Below are 19,604 nucleotides of genomic sequence, written 5' to 3' on the forward strand. Positions count from 1 at the left end.
CGCCGTCAGCGCCGGTAGACGGGCTCCCCCGGCAGCCGCGCGGCCGCCTCGGCCGGGATCAGCGCGAGTGTCAGCCCGCGCCTGAGTCGTGCGCGCAGTGCGTCGTGCGAGGCCAGGGCCTGGGCTACGCGCTGGGCGGCGCCCGCCGCCTGCGCCTGCGCGCCCGGCTCCAGCACGAGCGCCAGGGTGCCGTCGGCGTCGGCGCCGCCAGGGCCCAGGTGGGCGGCCCGTACCGCCTCGTCCGCCGCGAGCACCTCCCGTACGGCCGCGTGCACTGCCGGGTCGTCGAGCGGGTCGGCGCTGTCGCGGCCCTCGGCGGCGGCGAGGAGGGCGGTGCCGCTGAGCTCGTACGGGGCGGGGCCCGCGATGTCCAGGGCGAGGGTGTCGGCGCGCTCGGAGACGGCGGCCTGGATGGCCTGCTGCAGCGGTACGGCGACGGGGCGGGCGTCCGGGTCCCAGAGGGTGAGGGCGTCGGTGGAGGTGAAGGCGGGGAGCGCCTTGCGGCCGCCGGGGCCGGTGAGCGTGGGGATGGCCATCTCGCTGGTCCTGTCGCGGCGCAATCCGTCTTCGCCGACCTCGGCCTCGGTCAGCAGCGCGACTACCGGCACGAGGAGGCGGGCGCCTCGCAGAGCCGCGAGGACTGCTGCCTGGGTGTCGGCCGTGGGCTCCTTCGCGTGCGCGGCGAGTGCTTCGGCCAGCCGAGTGTCGGCGGAGCCGTCATCGTCGGCGAAGGGAGAATCCGGGATGTTCTTGGGCGCTGCCACCCGGTGAGCCTATCGGCGGCGCGGGGGCAGCTCCGCTGCGGGTCCTGCCGGTGCGAGTCGCGTCGGCGGCCGCCGGAAACGTCCGGGCCCACCCGTCCCGCCCAGCGGGACGCCTGCCCCCGAGAGGCAGGGCGAGTCAGTTTTCTTCCTGCTCCCGCCGCGGTCCCCGCCACACGACCCACGCGCCCCCCAGCAAGCCCACGCCCACAAAGCCCGCCGCCAGCGCCAGCGGCCCCGGGCCGCTGTCCGACGAGCCGACGCCCGCCAGCGCGGGCCCCGCGCCGAAGTACCGCGGCGGGTGCTCCGACTTGGTGCCGGACTTGGCTGCCCGGGAGCCCAGCTTTCCGCCCGCGCTGATCGCCGCCGCCGCATCGACCAGGCCCGCGCCCAGCGAGTCGCTCCGGCCGCCCTCCGGGCGATAGCGCGCGGTGTCCTGGAGGAGGTCGCGGATCTGCGCCGGGGTCAGCTTCGGGTGGGCCGAGCGGATCAGAGCCACGACCCCCGACACGAAGGCGGCAGCCGCACTCGTGCCCCAGCCTTCGTAATAGCTGCGGTCCGGATCGGCGATCACCACATCGACACCGGGCGCACACACCGTCGCGTACCACCGCCGCGTCGAGAACGGCGCCCGCACCCCGCCCCGGTCCACGGCCGTCGCCGCGATCACCCCGGGATACGCCGCCGGGTACGAGATGTGGTCGCCCTTCTCGCCGCTGTTGCCGGCCGAGGAGACGACCACGACCCCCTTGCGGAGCGCGTATTGCACCGCCGCGTCCTCCCCCGGCTCGGGATGCGCCGACCGGCTGTCGTCGCCCAGCGAGAGATTGATGACGTCCGCGCCGTGGTCGACCGCCCAGCGAATCCCGTCAGCCAGCGCCCCGCCCCGCTGCGACCTGGCCTTCTTACGCTCCGAGTCGCTGTCCTCGAGAATCACCCGGATCGGCAGGATCTTGGCCTCCGGGGCCACCCCCGTGACGCCCTCCGTGCCCCCCGAACCGTGCCCGTGCCCCGCGATGATCCCGGACATCGCCGTCCCGTGCCGCGCCCACGCCGCGTCGCCGCGCTCGGCCCCGAAGCCGACCAGGTCCTTCCCGGGCAGCACGGAACCGGCCAGGTCCGGATGCTTCGCGTCGACCCCGGTGTCCAGCACCGCGACCGTGACGTCCTCGCCCTTGGTGGTGGCCCAGGCCTGTGGCGCCCGTACGGCATCGAGGCCCCACTCCAGGTCCCGTACGTCATCGGCCTGCGCCGCCGATGGCGCCAGCAGCGCCCCGGCGAGAGCGAGGACCCCGGCAGCGCGCATGACTCTGCCCGTACGGGAAACACCGCGACGGCTCACCGAATATCCCCAGCTTCCGCCGCGGCCGCGCCGGCCCGGCTGCGCAGCTTGCTCTCGATCCGGTCCGCGATGCCCTGCGCGTCGTGGCCGAGGCCGGCCTGCGCGGCCACCGTCGTCTGCCCGGCGCGCACCGCGCTCTTCGCCGGCTGCGGCTCCGACACCGTACGGCCGTCGGCGAATCCGCTCACCGCGTACACGACCACCGGCGCATCGGTCACCACTCCCACCGTCCAGGTCGCCCGCTGCCGCTTACCGAAGTCCGCGGCCGGGGAGCCCGGGACGGCGTACGGCAGCGGCAGCAGGTCTTTCCGCTCGGCGAGGTCCTCGTCCGCGAAGCGGGCCCGCAGCGCCTGCATCCGCTCGGGCCCGGCCTTGGTGAACAGCAGCCCGACCGTGGTGACATGCGTCCCGGTGGCATCCGCGTACGTGGCGCGCAGCAGCCGCTCGCAGCCGACGGGGGCGAGCGCCTTGCCGAGGTTCGGGTCGAAGGCGCCGCGGCAGTCGCCGTCCTTGGCCACCGCGATCCGCTTCCAGGTGCGGTCGGCGTCGCCGGGTCCGGCGGCCTCGCCGCGGAGGGTGCTGGGGAAGAGGGTGCCGACCTCGGTGGTGTGCCAGAGCTGGCGGGCGGTTTCGTACGCGGCCTGGTCGCCGGTCTCGTCGCCGCCGCTCAGCCAGGTGCCGGCGACGGATCCGGCGAGCAGGCCTAGGCCGAGGATGGCGCAGGCCACGGCGGTGATGGTGCGGCGGAGGCTGCGGCCCTGCGGCTCCGGCTCGGACTCTTCAGGGGCGTCCGTCGGCAGCACCGCGGCGACGTGCAGCGGGGCGCCGACGCGGGCGGGGGCTTCGACGGGTCTCGGCGGCGCGAATGGGCGCGGCGGTGCTGGTGGGGCGGGTGGCGACTCGGGCGACGGCTCGCGTCGTGGCTCGACTTGTGACTCGGGTGACTGTTCCGCGGACGCCTCGCCGGTATCCGTGCTCACCGCAGCCCTCCCCTCTGTCCCCTCTGACCTGCGGCACCTGCTCCCTGATGCGCTCGGACACTTTACTTAGGTCTTGGCGGTCGTGGGCAGTCAGTCCACCCCTTGACCCGATGACACCGCTCTTTCCAGCCTCTACCGGCCGGTACGGATACTCTGGCACGCTGCTCGCATGCAAGGCATGCAAGGACCGACAGCAGACCGGGCACGGTACGACCGGGCCACCGCGCACCTCGACGCCCCGCTGGCGATCGTCGACCTCCAGGCCTTCGACGCCAATGCCGACGATCTCGTCCGCCGCTCCCGCGGCAAGCCGATCCGGGTCGCGAGCAAGTCCGTGCGCGTACGGGCGCTGCTGGAACGCGTCCTGGCCCGCCCCGGCTTCGCCGGCATCATGAGCTTCACGCTCGCCGAGTCGCTGTGGCTGGCCCGCTCGGGCTTCGAGGACGTGCTGCTCGCCTACCCGTCCGCCGACCGGGCGGGCTTCGCCGAGCTGGCCGCCGACCCGAAGCTCGCGGAGGCGGTGACCGTCATGGTCGACGACCCGTCCCAGCTCGCCTTCATCGACGCGGCCCGGGACGGCGGCCGCGAGGAGATCCGGGTCTGCATCGAGCTCGACACGGCGCTGCGGATGCTCGGCGGCCGGATACGGGTCGGCGCCCGCCGCTCCCCCCTCGCCAGCCCCGCGCAACTGGCCGAGCTGGCCCGCTCGGTGGTCCGCCGCCCCGGCTTCCGGCTGGTGGGCATCATGGCGTACGAGGGCCATATCGCCGGTGTCGGCGACGCGATCGCCGGGCGTCCGGTGCGCTCGCGGGCGATCCGGCTGATGCAGGCGAAGGCGCGCAAGGAGCTGGCGGCGCGGCGGGCGGAGGCGGTGGCGGCCGTACGGGCGGTGGCGGGGCCCGGCGGTCTTGAGTTCGTCAACGGCGGTGGTACGGGCAGCGTGCAGCACACCGCCTCGGAGGACGCGGTGACGGAGGTGGCGGCGGGGTCCGGGCTCTTCCAGCCGCGGCTGTTCGACAACTACACGTCGTACAGGGGCCGTCCGGCCGCGCTGTTCGCGCAGCCGGTGGTGCGGCGGCCCGGCGTCGGCGTGGTGACGGTCCTCGGCGGCGGCTACCCGGCGTCCGGCGCGCCCGGACCGGACCGGCTGCCGGTCCCGTACCTCCCCGAGGGCCTGCGCTACGACCCCCAGGAGGGCGCGGGCGAGGTGCAGACGCCGCTGCTCGGCTCGCCCGCGGACGATCTGCTGGTCGGCGACCGGGTGTGGTTCCGGCATGCGAAGGCGGGCGAGCTGTGCGAGCGCTTCGACGAGCTGCATCTCATCGACGGCGATGAGGTGGTCGAGAAGGTGCCCACCTATCGGGGTGAGGGGCGGACCTTCCTGTAGTCGGCGGCCGGTTCGGCGCCGCGGGCGCGGCCGGTCGCCCGCCGCAGGCGCAGGGCGGCGAGTACGGCCAGGACGGCCACGGCGGCCAGGGCGAGGAAGGTGTCGGAGTACGCCGGAGCCGCGTCGGTGTGGAGCGGATTCACCGCGTCGTCCGCGCTGCCCAGCCGGGCCGAGAGCAGGGCCGAGAAGACCGCGGGTCCGACGCCCGCACCCAGGAACTGGGCGCCCTGGAAGATTCCGACGCCGACGCCGACCTGTTCCGGCGGCAGCAGCTGGCTGACCGCGGTGGTGGTGAGCGTGACGACGACCGCGAACCCGGCGCCGAGCGCGAACACCGCCACCCCGGCGAGCACCGGCGAGTCGCCGGCGGCCAGCGTGGACAGCAGCAGCATCGAGCCGCCGAGCACGGCGAGTCCGGTCACGATCAGGGTCCCCGCGTCCGTACCCCGGCTGCCCCGGCCGCTGATCCGCCCGGCCAGCGGCGAGGTCGCCGCCAGCGCCAGCCCGCCGGGGATCATGACCAGGCTGCCCTCGGTGGGTGTCAGGCCGCCCTCGTTGATGAGGAGGATCGGTACGAGGACGAGCGTCGCCAGGTTCACGGTCATGGCCAGGAAGATCACCATGACGGCCGCGACATAGCCGCGGTTCGCGAAGAGCGCGGGCGGCACGAAGGGGTGTCCGGCGGTACGGATCCGCCAGATGAAGAGCGCCGCGAGGACGGCCCCTGCGGCCATCGAGCCCCAGGAGGTCGGCGAGCCGAGCCCGGCGCTCTCGATCCGGGTGACCCCGAACAGCCCCAGACCGACCCCGCCGCCGAGCAGGACGCCGCCGAGCAGATCGATGGACCGCCGGTCGTCCGGAGTCGCATCGGTGAGGACCCGCCGGACCGCCGGTACGAGCGCCAGCGCGGCCACGGTCATCAGCCAGAAGAGCGCCGACCAGCCCAGCGCGTCCCCGAGGATCCCGCCCACCGCGGGCCCCGCCGCCGTACCGACGCCCGCCGACGCCCCGAGAAACCCGATGCCGACCGCGGCCTCACGCCCGGACAGCAGCCGCGCCGCGGACACGATCGCGAGCACGGGGATGGCGGCCCCGCCCGCGCCCATGACGATCCGCCCGACGACCAGCACCACCAGGCTCGGCGCCAGGGCGCAGATCAGGCTGCCGGCCCCGAAGACCACCAGCGCCACCGTGAACAGCCGGCGCAGGCTGAACCGGTCCGCCAGCCGCCCGTACACGGGAATCCCGATCGCGCACGCCAGCAGAAATCCGGTCACCACCCAGGCGGCCTGCGCGGTCGAGGTCGAGAACTCCGTCGCGATCCGGGGCAGGAGGAGCGAGACCATGTCTGCGGCGATGGGGATGAGCAGCATCGCCGGGATCAGGACGCTCAGCAGGCGGGGCAGGGGGGCGGTTGGTGGCTGCACGGGTACTCCACTCGTCAGAACTGTAACTATCACGGTTGCAGTTAAGGTCAAGAAATTGGCCGGAGCTGAACTCCGGCCAATTCGGGGCGGCTAGCCGCTCACGGGTGCGGCACCGTCGCGCCGCTGAATGCGGCGGTGCATGTCCGCGATGGTCGTGCCGGCGAGCTGCTCCTCCATCGCGCGCCGCGCGGCGCAGAACTCCTCCTCCAGGAGGGACTGCATGTGCCGGCCCACCGCGCAGTTGCGGCTGGGCGGATGGGCGTGCGTGGGCAGCAGCGTGAGGTCGTCCTCGACGGCGGCGTACGCGTCGAGCAGGCTGATCTCCGCGGCCGGCCTGGCGAGCCGCCAGCCGCCGCCGCTGCCCTCGACGGCGTCGACGAGACCCTTGGCCCGCAGCTGCCCGAGCACCCGGCGCACCAGCACCGGGTTGCTCTCCAGGCTCTCCGCGATCCGCGCCGACGACTGCAGCCCGTCCGCTTCCCGGCCTGCCAGGAAGGTCAGCGCATGCGCCGCCACCGCGGTACGGGTACTGACCGCCATCACCACTCCCTCGGCGCCGACCAAACTGCAATCAGGTTAGTTACAGTTCCCCTGGGCGTCAACGACGGCCCGCGCTCAGGACGCCTTGTCCTCCTGGTCGGGCACCACGTCGCCGTCCTCCCGCAGGACCGGCCCATGCGTCCCGTCCTCGTTCGTGTAAGCCGTCGTGGCGCACGGGTACGGCGTCTGCAGCTTCGGCAGCGGCTCGATGAACATCGGGTTGGCCACCCAGCGCCCGTCCGCGTCGTCGTAGGCGCGGCACATGATCTCCGGCTTGTTGCGGTTCAGGACGAGGTGCGCGGCGGTGGCGTCGCCGACGAAGGTGACGTCGGTGTCCGCGTCGCCGCCGCCGATCGCGATGCGGTGCTTGGCGTCCTGCTTCTTCCAGGCGTCGGCGCCCTGCACGCCGAAGATCTCCTGGTTCACCGCGCAGCGCTTGCCGTCGATGTACGGGATGTACTCGCCCTCGGTGACGCCCACGTCGCCGCAGCCGTAGTTGTACGGCGTGATCTTGCCGTGCTTCTCCACGCTGCGGATGGCGATGGTGTGCTTAGGGTCGATGCCGATGCCCTTCGACCACACCTCGGTCACCGGCTCGGACCCGGCGGAGACGATGTAGACGTCGAAGCCGGCTTCCTTGAGCGTCTTGACCAGGTCGCGCTGCTGGTCGTAGTAGCGGACGTAGGCCGGGATCTCATGGGTGCCGACGGTCTGCTTCGCGCCGATCGGCGCGGCCAGCGCCTCCGCCCGCGACTTGGCCGCGTACGAGCGCAGCTCCTTCACCGTGTGGCCGACGAACAGCTGCGGCACCCACGCGTACTCCGGGACGGTGCGGCGGTGGTTCCAGGTGCCCTCGAAGGCCTCGTCGCCGGCCATCGTCGTGGCCTTGGAGCGGATCTGGAAGATCTCGTCGGCGCAGGCGGTGTCGGTGGAGGTCGGCAGCGGCTTGCCGACCGGCACGTCCGTGCCGCAGGCCTCGGTCAGCGCCTTGTCCGCGGCCGGGGTGAGCCACTTGCTGGTGTCGCGCCAGCTGTCAGGGCGCAGGATCTTGTCGTGCCGCAGCGACCAGGCGATCACCGCGTCGGTGACGTCGTTCTTGGTGATCGTGTTGTCCCAGTCGAAGGCGGCGACGGGCCGTTCGCGGTGGCCGCCCGAGCAGCTCCCGGCCTCGTCGATCGCGTCCTGCAGCTTGTCGCGGTTGTCCCCGAACCAGGCGAGGTCGCCGGACAGCTGCGGGCAGTCACGCCCCGACTCGTGCGGGGCCACGGCGCCCGCCGGGGCGGCCGTCAGGGTGGCGGCCGCGGCCAGGCTCAGGGCGGACAGCAGCGGTGCGGTGCGCAAGGTGGTGCCTCCGTACGTACGTCATCGTGCTACGGATCGAAACGCATGCACCGTACATCCTTTCGTCACACGGGTGTCACGTACGCGCCGGAGATTCCGCCGTCGACCAGGAAATCGGCGGCGTTGACGAAGGACGAGTCGTCGCTGGCCAGGAAGGCGACCGCGGCGGCGATCTCCTCGGCCTCGGCGAACCGGCCCGCCGGGATGTGCACCAGCCGCCTCTGCGCCCGCTCCGGGTCCTTGGCGAACAGCTCCTGCAGCAGCGGCGTGTTGACCGGCCCGGGACACAGCGCGTTGACCCGGATCCCCTCGCGCGCGAACTGCACGCCCAGCTCCCGCGACATGGCGAGCACCCCGCCCTTGGACGCGGTGTAGCTGATCTGCGAGGTGGCGGCGCCCATGCGGGCGACGAAGGAGGCGGTGTTGATGATCGAGCCGCGGCCCTGGCGCTGCATGTACGGGATCGCGGCCTTGCAGCACAGGTAGACGGAGGTGAGGTTGACGTCCTGGACCCGCTTCCAGGCGGCCAGGTCGGTGGTGAGGATGGAGTCGTCGTCGGGCGGCGAGATGCCCGCGTTGTTGAACGCGACGTCGACGGAGCCGTACGTTTCGAAGGCCGTCTGGAACAGCGCCGCCACCTCCTCCTCGCTCGTCACGTCCGCCTTCACGAACAGCCCGCCGGTCGCCTCCTCGGCCGCCTTCCCGGCCCGTACGTCCACGTCGGCGCAGACGACCTTCGCGCCTTCGGAGGCGAGCCGGCGGGCGGTGGCGAGGCCGATGCCGCTGCCCGCGCCGGTGACGACGGCGGTGCGGCCGACGAGGCGGCGGCAGACGGGGGCTTCCTGAGTCACTGGCTCTCCTCGGTGCTGATGAACACGTTCTTCGTCTCGGTGAAGGCATGCAGCGCGTCGGGCCCGAGCTCCCGCCCCAGGCCCGACTGCTTGTAGCCCCCGAAGGGGGTCCAGTAGCGCACGCTGCCATGGGAGTTGACGGACAGGTTCCCGGCCTCGACCGCCTGCGAGACGCGCAGCGCCCGCCCGGCGTCGCGGGTCCAGATGGAGCCGGAGAGGCCGTACGGGCCGGTGTTGGCGAGCCGTACCGCCTCCGCCTCGTCGTCGAAGGGCGTGACGATGGCGACCGGGCCGAAGATCTCCTCGGTCGCCCGCCGGTCGTCGGCGGGGACGTCGGTGAGGACGGTGGCCGGATACCAGAAGCCCGGCCCGTCCGGCACCGTGCCGCGGATGGCGGCGGGCGCGTCCTCGGGTACGTAACCGCGCACCCGCTCGCGGTGCGCGGCCGAGATGAGCGGGCCCATCTCCGTCGCCGGGTCGGCGGGGTCGCCGGCCTTGAAGCCGAGGACGGCCGGTTCCAGCAGCTCCATGAAGCGGTCGTAGGCGGACCGCTGCACCAGGATGCGGGTGCGGGCGCAGCAGTCCTGCCCGGTGTTGTCGAGGAAGGAGGCGGGCGCGGCGGCAGCCGCCCGCTCCAGGTCGGCGTCTCCGAAGACGATATTCGGGCTCTTGCCGCCCAGTTCGAGCGTCACCCGCTTCACCTGGGCGGCACACTTGGCCATGATCTGCTTGCCGACGGCGGTGGAGCCGGTGAAGACGACCTTGGCGACCCCCGGGTGCTCCACCAGCGCGTCCCCGGTGACCGGCCCGGCCCCCGGCAGCACCTGGAACAGCCCCTCCGGCAGCCCCGCCTGCAGCGCCAGCTCCGCCAGCAGCAGCGCCGTCAGCGGCGTGGTCTCGGCGGGCTTGAGGAGGACCGCGTTGCCCGCCGCCAGCGCCGGGGCGACGCCCCAGGAGGCGATGGGGAGCGGGAAGTTCCAGGGCGCGATGACGGCGACGGTGCCGAGCGGCTCGGCGAAGGTCAGGTTCACCCCGCCGGTCACCGGGATCTGCCGCCCCGTCAGCCGCTCCACACCCCCGGCCGCGTACTCGAAGAGGTCCCGAGCATTGCCCGCCTCCCACCGGGCAGCGCCGATCGGATGCCCGGCCTCCTGCACCTCCAGCTGCGCCAGCTCCTCCAGGTGCGTGTCGATGGCGTCGGCGACCTTGCGCAGCAGCCAGGCCCGGTCCCCGGGCACCAGCGCGGCCCAGGCCTGCTGCGCCTTGGCGGCCCGCGCGACGGCGGCGTCCACCTCCTCGCGGGAGGTGCCGGGGACGGTGGCGATGTTCTCCCCGGTGGCGGGGTTGACGATCTCGAACTCCAACTGCCTGCTCACATCCGCTCGAAGGACCGGAACCGCTCCCAGTCCGTCACCGTGCTGTCGTACGCCTCCTGCTCCACCCGCGCCATATTGAGGTAGTGCTTGACGACGTCCTCGCCGAAGGCCTCGCGGGCCAGCGCGCTGTCGTGCCAGAGCTCGGCGGCTTCGCGCAGCGTAGTGGGCACATGGGCGATGCCGTCGAGGTCGTACGCGTTGCCGGTGACCCGCTCGGGCAGCGGCAGCTTCTGCTCGATGCCGTGCAGCCCGGCGGCAATCATTCCGGCGACGGCGAGGTACGGGTTCACGTCCCCGCCCGGCATGCGGTTCTCCAGCCGCAGCGAGTGGCCGTGGCCGACGACGCGCAGGGCGCAGGTGCGGTTGTCGGGGCCCCAGGCGACGGCGGTGGGGGCGAAGGAGCCGGGCTGGAAGCGCTTGTACGAGTTGATGTTGGGCGCGTACAGCAGCGAGAACTCGCGCAGCGCCGCGAGCTGCCCGGCGAGGAAGTGCTCCATCACCTCGGACATGCCGCCGGCCCGGTCCCTGGCGAAGACGGGCTCGCCGTCACCGTCCCTGACCGACAGGTGGATGTGGCAGGAGTTGCCCTCCCGCTCGTTGTACTTCGCCATGAAGGTGAGCGACATGCCCTCCTGGGAGGCGATCTCCTTCGCGCCGGTCTTGTAGACGCTGTGCTGATCACACGTCGTCAGCGCGTCCTCGTACCGGAAGGCGATCTCATGCTGCCCGAGATTGCACTCGCCCTTGGCGGACTCGACGCGCATGCCGGCCGCGCCCATCTCGTTACGGATCCGGCGCAGCAGCGGCTCGACGCGGCCGGTGCCGAGGATGGAGTAGTCGACGTTGTACTGATTCACCGGCGTCAGCTCGCGATAGCCGCCCGACCAGGCCTGCTCGTACGAGTCCCGGAAGACGATGAACTCGAGCTCGGTCCCCACGTACGGCGTCCACCCCCGCTCGCCGAGCCGGTCGAGCTGCCGGCGGAGGATCTGCCGGGGCGCGGGGGTGACGGGGGATTCGTCATGCCACGCCAGATCGGCGATGAGCAGAGCGGTCCCCTCGTTCCAGGGGGTGATGCGCAAGGTGTCCAGGTCAGGATGGATGGCGAAGTCCCCGTAGCCAAGATCCCACGACGACATCTTGAAGCCATCGACCGTATTCATGTCGGCATCGACGGCAAGGAGGTAGTTGCACCCCTCCGTCCCATGCCCCACGACCTCATCGAGGAAGTGCCGTACGGCAAAGCGCTTGCCCTGGAGCCGCCCCTGCATGTCGGCAAAGGCGACGACGACGGTATCGATGCTGCCGTCGTCTGCGCGCCGCCGCAGCTCGTCGACGGTGAGCGGAGGTGTGCGGTCTGGCACTGCAATCGCCTTCCTCATTCGGGGAGGTGGAGCTGCCGGGAGGCCACTGAAAGGTAATCCTGACTACCCTTGATCGGGAACGGGCATTCCCACGCCGGGGAGAACTCATGCGACGTCCGCTGATCGGTGTCTCGACCTACCTTGTGGAGGAGGCCGCCTGGTTGCAGTGGCGGTTGCCTGCTGCGCTGTTGCCTTCGGGGTATCACCGGCTGGTGCAGCGGTCGGGTGGGATGGCGGCGCTGCTGCCGCCCGACGAGGCCGTGGGGGCCGCCAGGGAGGCGGTGGCGCGGTTGGATGGGCTGGTGGTGGCTGGTGGGCCTGATGTGGAGCCGGGGCGGTACGGGGCCGAGCGGTCGGAGCGTACGGGGCCGCCCGCGCAGGAGCGGGATGCGTGGGAACTGGCGCTGATCGAGGCGGCGTTGGAGCGCGGGCTGCCGTTGTTGGGGATCTGCCGTGGCGCCCAGCTGCTGAATGTGGCCTGTGGCGGCACCCTAATCCAGCACCTCGACGGGCACGACGGGCCGCCCGGCGTCTTCGGCGAGCACAAGGTCAAGCCCGTCCCCGGGACGCGCCTCTCCGCGCTGCTGGAGGACGCCGAGACGGTGGTTCCGGCGTACCACCATCAGGCGGTGGAGCGGCTCGGCGAGGGCCTGACCGTGTCGGCGCACGCGGACGACGGCACCGTCGAGGGCGTGGAGCGCCCCGGTGACGGCTTCGCCGTCGGCGTGCAGTGGCATCCGGAGATGGGTGACGATCTGCGGGTCATGGAGGGTCTGGTCAGAGCCGCTTCCTGAGCCAGGCCAGCGCGTGCTCGCCCTGCGCCCGCTGGAAGGCGCGCAGGGTGGGCAGGCCGGGCGGTGCGGGGAGGCGGGCGCCGCCGAGGAAGAGGCCCGTGACGGCGACGAGGAGCGTCGTGACATCGTCCGGGTCCGCGTCCCGCGCCAGCGGGTGCCCGGTGAAGGTCGCCTCCGGGTCGGGACCGCCCTGCATGGCGATGCACGGCAGGGAGATGAGCAGATCGAACCAGGGCGCGGCGCGCAGCGCGTGCGGCCAGTCGACGAAGACCGCGCCATCGGCGGTCAGGAGGATGTTGTCGGCCCGCACGTCCCCGTGCGCGAGCACCTCACCCGCGGCGGCCGCTGCCCAGCGGGACTCGCGCTCGGCGAGTTCGTGGATACGGGCCCGCACCCACGGGTCGAGCCCGTGCAGATCGTCCTCACCGGCGTCGTACGCCACGGCGATCTCCCGCCACCGCCCGAAGCCGTCCCCCCGCGGCGCCCGGACGCCTTCCGGCGCGGGGATACGGGCCAGCTCCCCGAGCGCAGCGAGCACCCGCCGCAACTCGCCCCCGTCCCACGGCACATGCGGCTGCCGCCCCTCGACCTCCTCGAAGACGAGCGCGACCCAGGTCCCGTCATCGTACGACCCGAGCAGCCGCGGCGCGGGGGTGCCGGGCGGCAGCAAGGCGACTTTGCGGGCTTCCTTGCGGTGCATGCGGGCGGCGACGTCGTTGGTGTCGGCGCTGACCGCCTTGATGAAGACGCGCCGCCCGTCGGCCAGCCGCAGTCGGGCGGCGACGCCCGGAGAGAAGCCCCCGGCCTGCGACTCGGCAGCGACGACGCCCGACCCGAGCTCGGCCTCGATGGCACCCCGGACGTGATCGGGGACGCCGTCCCAGGGCAGGCGGACGCCTTCGGCGGGCACGATGCTGCTGCTCATCGATCAATGGTGGCAGCGCCCCCACGATCAGGTCGAGCGGAATACCGCCGCCCCCAGCACAGCCGGCGCCTCCGCCAGCGACGGTCCGTACCACGTGAGATGCCGCCCGCTGACGAGCGCGGCGGGCAGCCCGGGAAAGGCCTCCGGGCCGTCGTCCGCGGTGAAGGCATACGGCTCGTCGGGCAGGACGACGAGGTCGGCGCCGGAGGCCGTGAGCGCCTCCAGAGGGATCTTCGGATACCGCTCGTCGCTGCCCTCGTACACATTCACCACCCCCAGCCGCGCCAGCAGATCCCCGGCGAAGGTGTCCCGCCCCAGCACCATCCACGGCCGCCGCCAGATCGGCACCACCGCCCGCCGCGGCGGCCGAGCCGGAACCACCGCCGCCCAAGCGGCCTCCGCGGCATCCAGCCACGCGGGCCGCGCCAGCCCGCACGCGTCGACCAGCACCCGGTGCAGCTCCGCGAAGCCCTGCTCCAGCGTCCGCACCTCGGTCACCAGCACGTCGAGCCCGGCCTCCCGCAGGGCGGCGAGGTCGGGCTCGCGGTTTTCCTCTTCATTGGCGATGACCAGGTCGGGGGCCAGCGCGATGATCTTCTCGACGTCCGGGTTCTTCGTCCCCCGTACACGCGTCACCTCCAGCGAAGCCGGATGGCTGCACCAGTCGGTGGCGCCTACCAGCAGCCCTGGCGCGCTCTCGGCGACCGCCTCCGTCAGCGACGGGACGAGGGAGACGACGCGCTCAATGCGTACGGTGCCGGAGTAGTCCACCCCGGCACCGTACGCCCCCAGTCAGGCCGCGGTCTCCCACGGCCAAGCGGCCACGCGATCGTCGCTGAGCAGCCCGACCATGCTGAACAGCTTGTCACTGAAGCCGCCGATCTCGTACCGGCCGGACCGCGCGGCGTCGATCGACGCGGCGGCGTAGCCGGTGGTGTTGACCCCGAACATCGGCACCTGCGCCGGGATCGCCTCCGACACCGAGACGTTGGCGCGCCCGAAGCCGGGGTACGCGAACGCCTGCATGTCCGAGACGATCACGACCCGGTCGTGCCCGCGGTAGCTCGCCTTGAGCGCGGCGACCGTCTCCGTGCCGTGCCCGACCTCGCCGATCCGCGCGCAGAACGCGTCGATGTCCCGCAGCACCGAACCGCCCGGCGTCAGCCCGTGCCGGAACGTCCCGTTGGCGAAGCCGACGAGGTCGACGTCGCAGCCGCGGTGCGCCAGCACGGCCCCGAAGAGCGCGCCGACGTCGGCATGCGTGACCTGCGAGCGGCCCGAGAGCCGGCCGGCCATCGACCCGGACGTGTCCACGAGCACCAGCGAACGGCCCGGCAGCGCCGGAACGTTGGCCGTGGCCGCGGTCAGCGCATTGTCGAGCGCGTGGCCCCCAGCGGAGCGAGGGCGCGGCGCGGTAGGCCGACAGGAAGCGGTACGGGAACTGCCGCGACGCCGCGACCTCGGCGGGGTCGGCGAGCTGCTCGGCCACCTGCGCGGCGGCGTCGTCGCTCAGCCCGGCCTCGTCGAAGTTCCGCAGGTTGCGGAGCTTCGACATGTACCCCATCGATGGCAGCACGGCCTCCCACGCCTCCGCGTCCATCGGCCCCTGCAGCCACCCGGCGAGCGCCTCCCAGGTCATGCCGGCCGCACGCAGCCGCTCGGGCGCGTCCGGCGCGGCGAGCAGCGGCCGCCGCCCCTCCTCGGGCAGCGCCATCAGCTCGGCCCGCGCCCGTACGGTCCGCAGCGCCTCCGGCACCGCGCCCTCGCGCCGGCCGTGCCGCCGGTCGAGGGCGTGCTGGAAGAGCGGGCCCTGCCACGTCTTGGCCGCATCGGGCGTCGCGTGCACCAACTCCAGCACATCCGCGAAGCGGAAGTCCCGGGCGCCGCCGGTGTCGTACTTCAGCAGCGCACGCTCGGTGTACAGGCGCCGGACGGCGTCGGCGAGGCCGCGCTTGACCGGCTTCGGCAGCGCACGGCCGTGGGCACCCGTCCAGTACGCGAGGAACTCGCCCGGCTCGTCGGCGCGCAGGCACGCGGCCGCCACGATTGCGCGGTTGCCCCCGTGCAGCCCTTCGGCCAGCCGGGCCGCGACCGCCTCGGCGGCGGCGACCAGCGAGACCGAGCGCATGTTGGCCTCGCCCCGCAGCCACGCCACGAACCGCGCCGTCCACTCGCCGTCGGCCACGGCGACGGTCCGCACCAGGGTGCGGAAGCGGTCGTCGCGGTCGCCGGCGTGCTCGTAAAAGGTGTCCTCGCCGACCATGTTGACCACGGCAAGCAGCACAAGCTCTGACTTGCTGTCACGCGTATAGGCGGCGCCGCCCTCATACGTGACGGCATCCGGCGCGCGGACACGCGCCTTCCGATTGAACTTGCTCATGGCTCCCCCGCTGAATACCCCGACCATTGCCGGGGCGCCCGAGTTCAGAAAACGGCGGCGGATTCATTCCAATGCTCTATCCGATTGAGCTACGCCACCCGAAGTGACGACGGGATTCGAACCCGCAGCCTTTGGATCCCAAGAAGTAACCGCAGCCTGCGCACCGGGCGCTCCGCTGTTCCTGGTAAATACCGTACGAGCGCCGGGAGTCGGTGTCATCCGAATAAATCGGCGGCAACGCCGAAGGCCCCGCCCCGGCCGTCGCGATGGCGGCCGGGGCGGGGCCCCTCGGTGAGGTGCGGCGTCGGCGGCCGCGGGCGCGTGGGGTCAGCTGACCGGAGCCAGCTTGTCCACGATGCCGGGGTGGGCGTCCATCCACTTGCGGGCGGACTCCTTCTCCTTGCCCTGGCCGCCCTTCTGGATCTCGGCCTCCAGGGAGGCGAGGTCCTTCTCGGACATCTTGAAGTTCTTCAGCCAGCCGTTCAGCTCGGGGAAGTCCTTCTTGAAGTCCTTCTTACCGGTGATGTGGATGTCATCGCCCTTGCCCCAAGCGCCCTTCGGGTCCTCGAGCTTCTTCAGGTCGTGCTTGGCATAGGCCCAGTGCGGCGACCAAAGGGTGACGACGACCGGCTCCTTCTTCTTGATGGAGCGGTCGAGCTCGGAGAGCATCGACGCGGTGGAGGACGAGACGACCTTCCAGTCCTTCAGGCCGTACTCATTGACCACCTTGTCCTTGAGGATCCCCATCATGCCAGCGGACGCCTCAATGCCTATGATCTTGCCCTTGAACTCGCCCTTGTGGTCTTTCAGGTCCTCCAGGGAGTTCACGTCCTTCATGTACGACGGCACGGACAGCTCGAGCGAGGTGGGGCCATACCACTGCCCGATGTCGGTGAGCTTGTCGCCGTACTTGTTCATGTACTGCTTGTGCGTCGTCGGCAGCCAGGAGTCCATCTGGACGTCCATCTCACCCTTTGAGAGCGCCTGGTACAGCGGGCCCGGGTCGAGCTGCTGGGTCTTCGGCTTGTAGCCGCGGTCCTCGAGGATGTTCTCCCACAGGTAGGTCGAGGCGATCGCCTCGTCCCAGGGGAAGTAACCGAGGTTCACGGCCTTACCGGCGTCTTTGCCCTTGGCCACGGCGCCGGAGCCACCCTTGACGGGAGCCATCTTGTCAACAAAGCCGGGGTGCTTCTTCAGCCAATCCTTGACCGCGTCTTGCTCGTGGCTCTTACCGGCGTCGGTGATCATGCTCTCAAGCCCGGTGAGGTCCTTCTCGCTCATCTTGAAGTTCTTCAGCCAGCCGGCGACCGTCGGGTCGTCCTTGCTGAAGCCCTTCCGGGCCACGGTGTGGATCTTGTCGCCCTTGCCGAAGGCGCCCTTGGGATCCTCGAGCTTGGTCAGGTCGTACTTGCTGTAGGCCCAGTGCGGCGACCACAGGGTGGCCACGATGGGCTTCTTCTGCTTGTACGAGCGGTCCAGCTCCGAAAGCATCGACGCGGTCGAAGAGGAGACGACCTTCCAGTCCGTCAGGCCGTACTCCTTGACGACCTTGTCCTTAAGAATGCCCATCTCGCCGGACGACGCCTCGATCCCGATGATCTTGCTGTCGAACTTGTCCTCGTTGGCCTTCAGGTCCTCCAGGGACTTGATGCCCTTCATGTACGAAGGCACCGCCAGCTCCAGAGACGTGGGGCCGTACCACTGGCCGAGGTCCTCCAGCTTGCTGCCGTACTTCTTCCAGTACTGCTCGTGGGTCGTCGGCAGCCAGGTGTCGGTCTGGAAGTCCAGCTCGCCCTTGGACAGCGCGCCGAACATCGGGCCCGGGTCAAGCTGCTGCAGGTCGACCTTGTAGCCGCGCTGCTCCAGAGCTTCCTTCCAGAGGTACGAGGAGGCGATGCCCTCGTCCCACGGGATGTAGCCCATCTTGATTTCCTTGCCCTTGCCGACGTTCGTGGACGCGGTGGTCTGCGATCCGTCGTCATCGGAGCCGGCGAGGTTCATGCCGCCCGCGATGAGCGCCAGCACGACGACGCCGACGGCGGCGACCGAGGTGGCGGGGCGGTAGTGCGCCAGCTTCCAGCCGCTGGCCATGGCGGCGGCCTTGGCCAGGGCGCGGCGGCCGAGCGGGGAGACCCGCTGGTTGAGCGCGCTGGTCATCCGGTCCAGGTACATCGCCAGGATGGTGACGGCGACGCCGGCCTCGAAACCGGGGCCGATCTGAACCTGGGTGACGGCCTGGTAGACCTCTTCGCCGAGGCCCGCGGCGCCGGCCATACCGGCGATGACGACCATCGAAAGCGACAGCATGATGACCTGGTTGACACCGGCCATGATCGTCGGCAGCGCCAGGGGCAGCTGCACGCGCCGCAGGGTGTCGCCCGGCTTGGTGCCGAAGGCCTCCGCTGCCTCGACGAGCTCCTCGTCGACCTGGCGGATGCCGAGCTCGGTCATGCGGACGGCCGGCGGCATCGCGAACACCACGGTGGCCACGAGGCCGGGCATGACGCCGATGGCGAAGAACGATCCGGCGATGAGCAGGTACACCATCGCGGGCATCGTCTGCATCAGGTCGAGGACCGGCCGGAGGAGGGCGCTGAAGCCGTTCTTCCGTGCGGCCAGGATGCCGAGCGGAACCGCGATGACGAGCGTGAGGATGGCACTGACGAGCACCATCGAGACCGTCTGCATCGCCTGCGGCCACAGCTCAATCGAGTCGATCAGCGCGAACCCGATGAACGCCAGCACCGCCGGCAGCAGTCCGCGCAGCCAGAACGCGATCACGGCAAAGATGCCGGCCATCAGCAGCGGCTCGGGGGCGCTGAGCACCCAGTTGATGCCGTCGTACATGTTCGACATGACGGAGTTGATGGCGTCGAAGAGCCAGGCGAGGTGGGTCATCAGCCAGTTGATGGCGTCCTCGACCCAGTCACCGAAATTGATCCTAGGCACCGGCCGTCACCTTTTCGCTCTCGCCCTCGTCGGCGTCCGTGCCGTCCTCGCCGCCGGTGACGGATTCACCCAGCACGGACAGCAGCCGGTCCCGCTCGACGCGGCCGACCAGGTCGCCGTCGTCGCCGGTGACGCCGACCGCCTCGTCGCCGCCCGCGAAGGGCGCGAACAGCTCGGCGACCGGGGTGTCCTCGGGGACGCTGACCGCGGCGGTGAAGCTCTTGATCGTGGCGCCGTCCTGCGGCTGCTCCATGATGGAGCCGGCGGTGAGCACGCGGGTCCGGTCGACGTCCTCGACGAAGCGGCGCACGTAGTCGTTCGCCGGGCGCACGAGGATGTCTTCCGGGGTGCCTATCTGGACTATCTGACCGTCGCGCATGACCGCGATGCGGTCGCCGAGGCGCATGGCCTCGTTCAGGTCGTGGGTGATGAAGACGATGGTCTTCTTCAGCTTCTCCTGCAGCTCCAGGAGCTGGTCCTGCATGTCGCGGCGGATCAGCGGGTCCAGGGCGGAGAAGGACTCGTCCATCAGCAGCAGGTCGGCGTCGGTGGCCAGCGCGCGGGCCAGGCCGACGCGCTGCTGCATGCCGCCGGACAGCTCGTCGGGCCAGGACTTCTCCCAGCCTTCGAGGCCGGTGAGGTGCAGGGCCTCCGTGGCGCGCTCCTCGCGCTCCTTCTTCTCGACCCCCTGCACCTCGAGCCCGTACCCGGCGTTCTCCAGAACGCTGCGGTGCGGGAAGAGGGCGAAGTGCTGGAAGACCATGGAGATCTTCTTGGCGCGGACCGCACGGAGGGCGGGAGCGCTGAGCTTCGTCAGGTCCTCGCCGTCGAACTTCACGGCGCCGGCCGTGGGCTCCAGGAGCCCGTTCAGCAGCCGCAGCAGCGTGGACTTGCCGGAGCCCGACAGACCCATGACGACAAAGATCTCGCCGGACTCGACCTCGAAGCTGGCGTCGATGACCGCGGCGGTGGTGCCGTTCTTGCGCAGTTCGTCGCGGTCTGCGCCGGATTCGAGCCGGCTCACCGCCTGTTCCGCTTGTTTGCCGAACACCTTGTACAAGTGCTCGGCTTGCAGCCTGCTCACATACACCTCACGAGTCGTACGTAAAACGACCCGCCTCCCCCGCCGGCGGGTCGCAGAGTGGTGCGGGTTCTGCCCGTTTTGCCCCGTTCTGCCCTTGGGCAGG

15 protein-coding genes and 1 pseudogene are annotated in these 19,604 nt (G+C 71.4%); 2 read left to right on the forward strand and 14 right to left on the reverse strand.

What is annotated here, in order from left to right; translation table 11 throughout:
* Positions 1–5: 5 nt before the first annotated feature.
* From ACNNMR_RS06400 to ACNNMR_RS06410, 3 genes are all read right to left on the reverse strand, one after another.
* Positions 6–764, reverse strand: a complete 759-nt coding sequence (locus ACNNMR_RS06400) for an SseB family protein (RefSeq protein WP_419993542.1) — start codon at positions 762–764, stop codon at positions 6–8.
* A 136-nt stretch (positions 765–900) separates the two neighbouring features.
* The gene (mycP, locus tag ACNNMR_RS06405; RefSeq protein WP_419993543.1) at positions 901–2,067 is read right to left on the reverse strand and encodes a type VII secretion-associated serine protease mycosin; all 1,167 of its coding nucleotides are present in this window, start codon (positions 2,065–2,067) and stop codon (positions 901–903) included.
* A gap of 32 nt (positions 2,068–2,099) precedes the next feature.
* Complete coding sequence (locus tag ACNNMR_RS06410) at positions 2,100–3,083, reverse strand: hypothetical protein (RefSeq protein WP_419993544.1); 984 nt, start codon at positions 3,081–3,083, stop codon at positions 2,100–2,102.
* A gap of 178 nt (positions 3,084–3,261) precedes the next feature.
* Here ACNNMR_RS06410 and ACNNMR_RS06415 point away from each other — a divergent pair, with 178 nt between their 5' ends.
* A complete protein-coding gene (locus ACNNMR_RS06415; protein ID WP_420000274.1) occupies positions 3,262–4,470 on the forward strand; it encodes an amino acid deaminase/aldolase in 1,209 nt (402 codons plus the stop codon).
* On the opposite strand, the gene ACNNMR_RS06420 is transcribed toward ACNNMR_RS06415, so the two are convergent.
* The 6 genes from ACNNMR_RS06420 to ACNNMR_RS06445 form a co-directional block, all read right to left on the reverse strand.
* Entirely contained in the window at positions 4,440–5,897 is a 1,458-nt protein-coding gene (locus tag ACNNMR_RS06420) for an MFS transporter (protein ID WP_419993545.1), read from the reverse strand. The genes ACNNMR_RS06415 and ACNNMR_RS06420 overlap by 31 nt on opposite strands.
* A gap of 90 nt (positions 5,898–5,987) precedes the next feature.
* Entirely contained in the window at positions 5,988–6,437 is a 450-nt protein-coding gene (locus tag ACNNMR_RS06425; protein WP_419993546.1) for an Rrf2 family transcriptional regulator, read from the reverse strand.
* A gap of 75 nt (positions 6,438–6,512) precedes the next feature.
* A complete protein-coding gene (locus tag ACNNMR_RS06430) occupies positions 6,513–7,778 on the reverse strand; it encodes a haloacid dehalogenase-like hydrolase (RefSeq protein ID WP_419993547.1) in 1,266 nt (421 codons plus the stop codon).
* 65 nt (positions 7,779–7,843) lie between these two features.
* Complete coding sequence (locus ACNNMR_RS06435) at positions 7,844–8,629, reverse strand: 3-oxoacyl-ACP reductase (protein ID WP_419993548.1); 786 nt, start codon at positions 8,627–8,629, stop codon at positions 7,844–7,846.
* The gene (locus tag ACNNMR_RS06440) at positions 8,626–10,005 is read right to left on the reverse strand and encodes an aldehyde dehydrogenase family protein (protein WP_419993549.1); all 1,380 of its coding nucleotides are present in this window, start codon (positions 10,003–10,005) and stop codon (positions 8,626–8,628) included. The genes ACNNMR_RS06435 and ACNNMR_RS06440 overlap by 4 nt, the downstream gene beginning before the upstream one ends.
* Positions 10,002–11,369, reverse strand: a complete 1,368-nt coding sequence (locus tag ACNNMR_RS06445; protein ID WP_419993550.1) for a glutamine synthetase family protein — start codon at positions 11,367–11,369, stop codon at positions 10,002–10,004. Before ACNNMR_RS06445 ends, ACNNMR_RS06440 begins: the two co-directional genes overlap by 4 nt.
* A gap of 107 nt (positions 11,370–11,476) precedes the next feature.
* Here ACNNMR_RS06445 and ACNNMR_RS06450 point away from each other — a divergent pair, with 107 nt between their 5' ends.
* Positions 11,477–12,163, forward strand: coding sequence for a gamma-glutamyl-gamma-aminobutyrate hydrolase family protein (locus tag ACNNMR_RS06450; RefSeq protein ID WP_419993551.1), 687 nt, complete (start codon positions 11,477–11,479; stop codon positions 12,161–12,163).
* Here the strand turns inward: ACNNMR_RS06450 and ACNNMR_RS06455 are convergent.
* From ACNNMR_RS06455 to ACNNMR_RS06475, 5 genes and pseudogenes are all read right to left on the reverse strand, one after another.
* Positions 12,147–13,088 (reverse strand): phosphotransferase family protein, encoded by a 942-nt coding sequence (locus ACNNMR_RS06455; RefSeq protein WP_419993552.1) that lies wholly within the window; start codon positions 13,086–13,088, stop codon positions 12,147–12,149. The genes ACNNMR_RS06450 and ACNNMR_RS06455 overlap by 17 nt on opposite strands.
* A 27-nt stretch (positions 13,089–13,115) precedes the next feature.
* Positions 13,116–13,835 carry a helical backbone metal receptor gene (locus tag ACNNMR_RS06460; RefSeq protein WP_420000275.1) on the reverse strand — a complete coding sequence of 240 codons (720 nt, stop codon included), beginning with the start codon at positions 13,833–13,835 and terminating at the stop codon, positions 13,116–13,118.
* Positions 13,836–13,880: 45 nt separating this feature from the next.
* Positions 13,881–15,468: pseudogene (locus tag ACNNMR_RS06465) on the reverse strand (TROVE domain-containing protein).
* Positions 15,469–15,795: 327 nt separating this feature from the next.
* Positions 15,796–18,417, reverse strand: coding sequence for an ABC transporter permease/substrate binding protein (locus tag ACNNMR_RS06470; protein WP_419993553.1), 2,622 nt, complete (start codon positions 18,415–18,417; stop codon positions 15,796–15,798).
* Positions 18,410–19,501 carry a quaternary amine ABC transporter ATP-binding protein gene (locus ACNNMR_RS06475; RefSeq protein ID WP_419993554.1) on the reverse strand — a complete coding sequence of 364 codons (1,092 nt, stop codon included), beginning with the start codon at positions 19,499–19,501 and terminating at the stop codon, positions 18,410–18,412. Before ACNNMR_RS06475 ends, ACNNMR_RS06470 begins: the two co-directional genes overlap by 8 nt.
* Positions 19,502–19,604: the final 103 nt, after the last annotated feature.

It is taken from the genome of Streptomyces boninensis (assembly GCF_048572725.1).
In the GTDB taxonomy this organism is placed as follows: Bacteria; Actinomycetota; Actinomycetes; order Streptomycetales; family Streptomycetaceae; genus Streptomyces; species Streptomyces boninensis.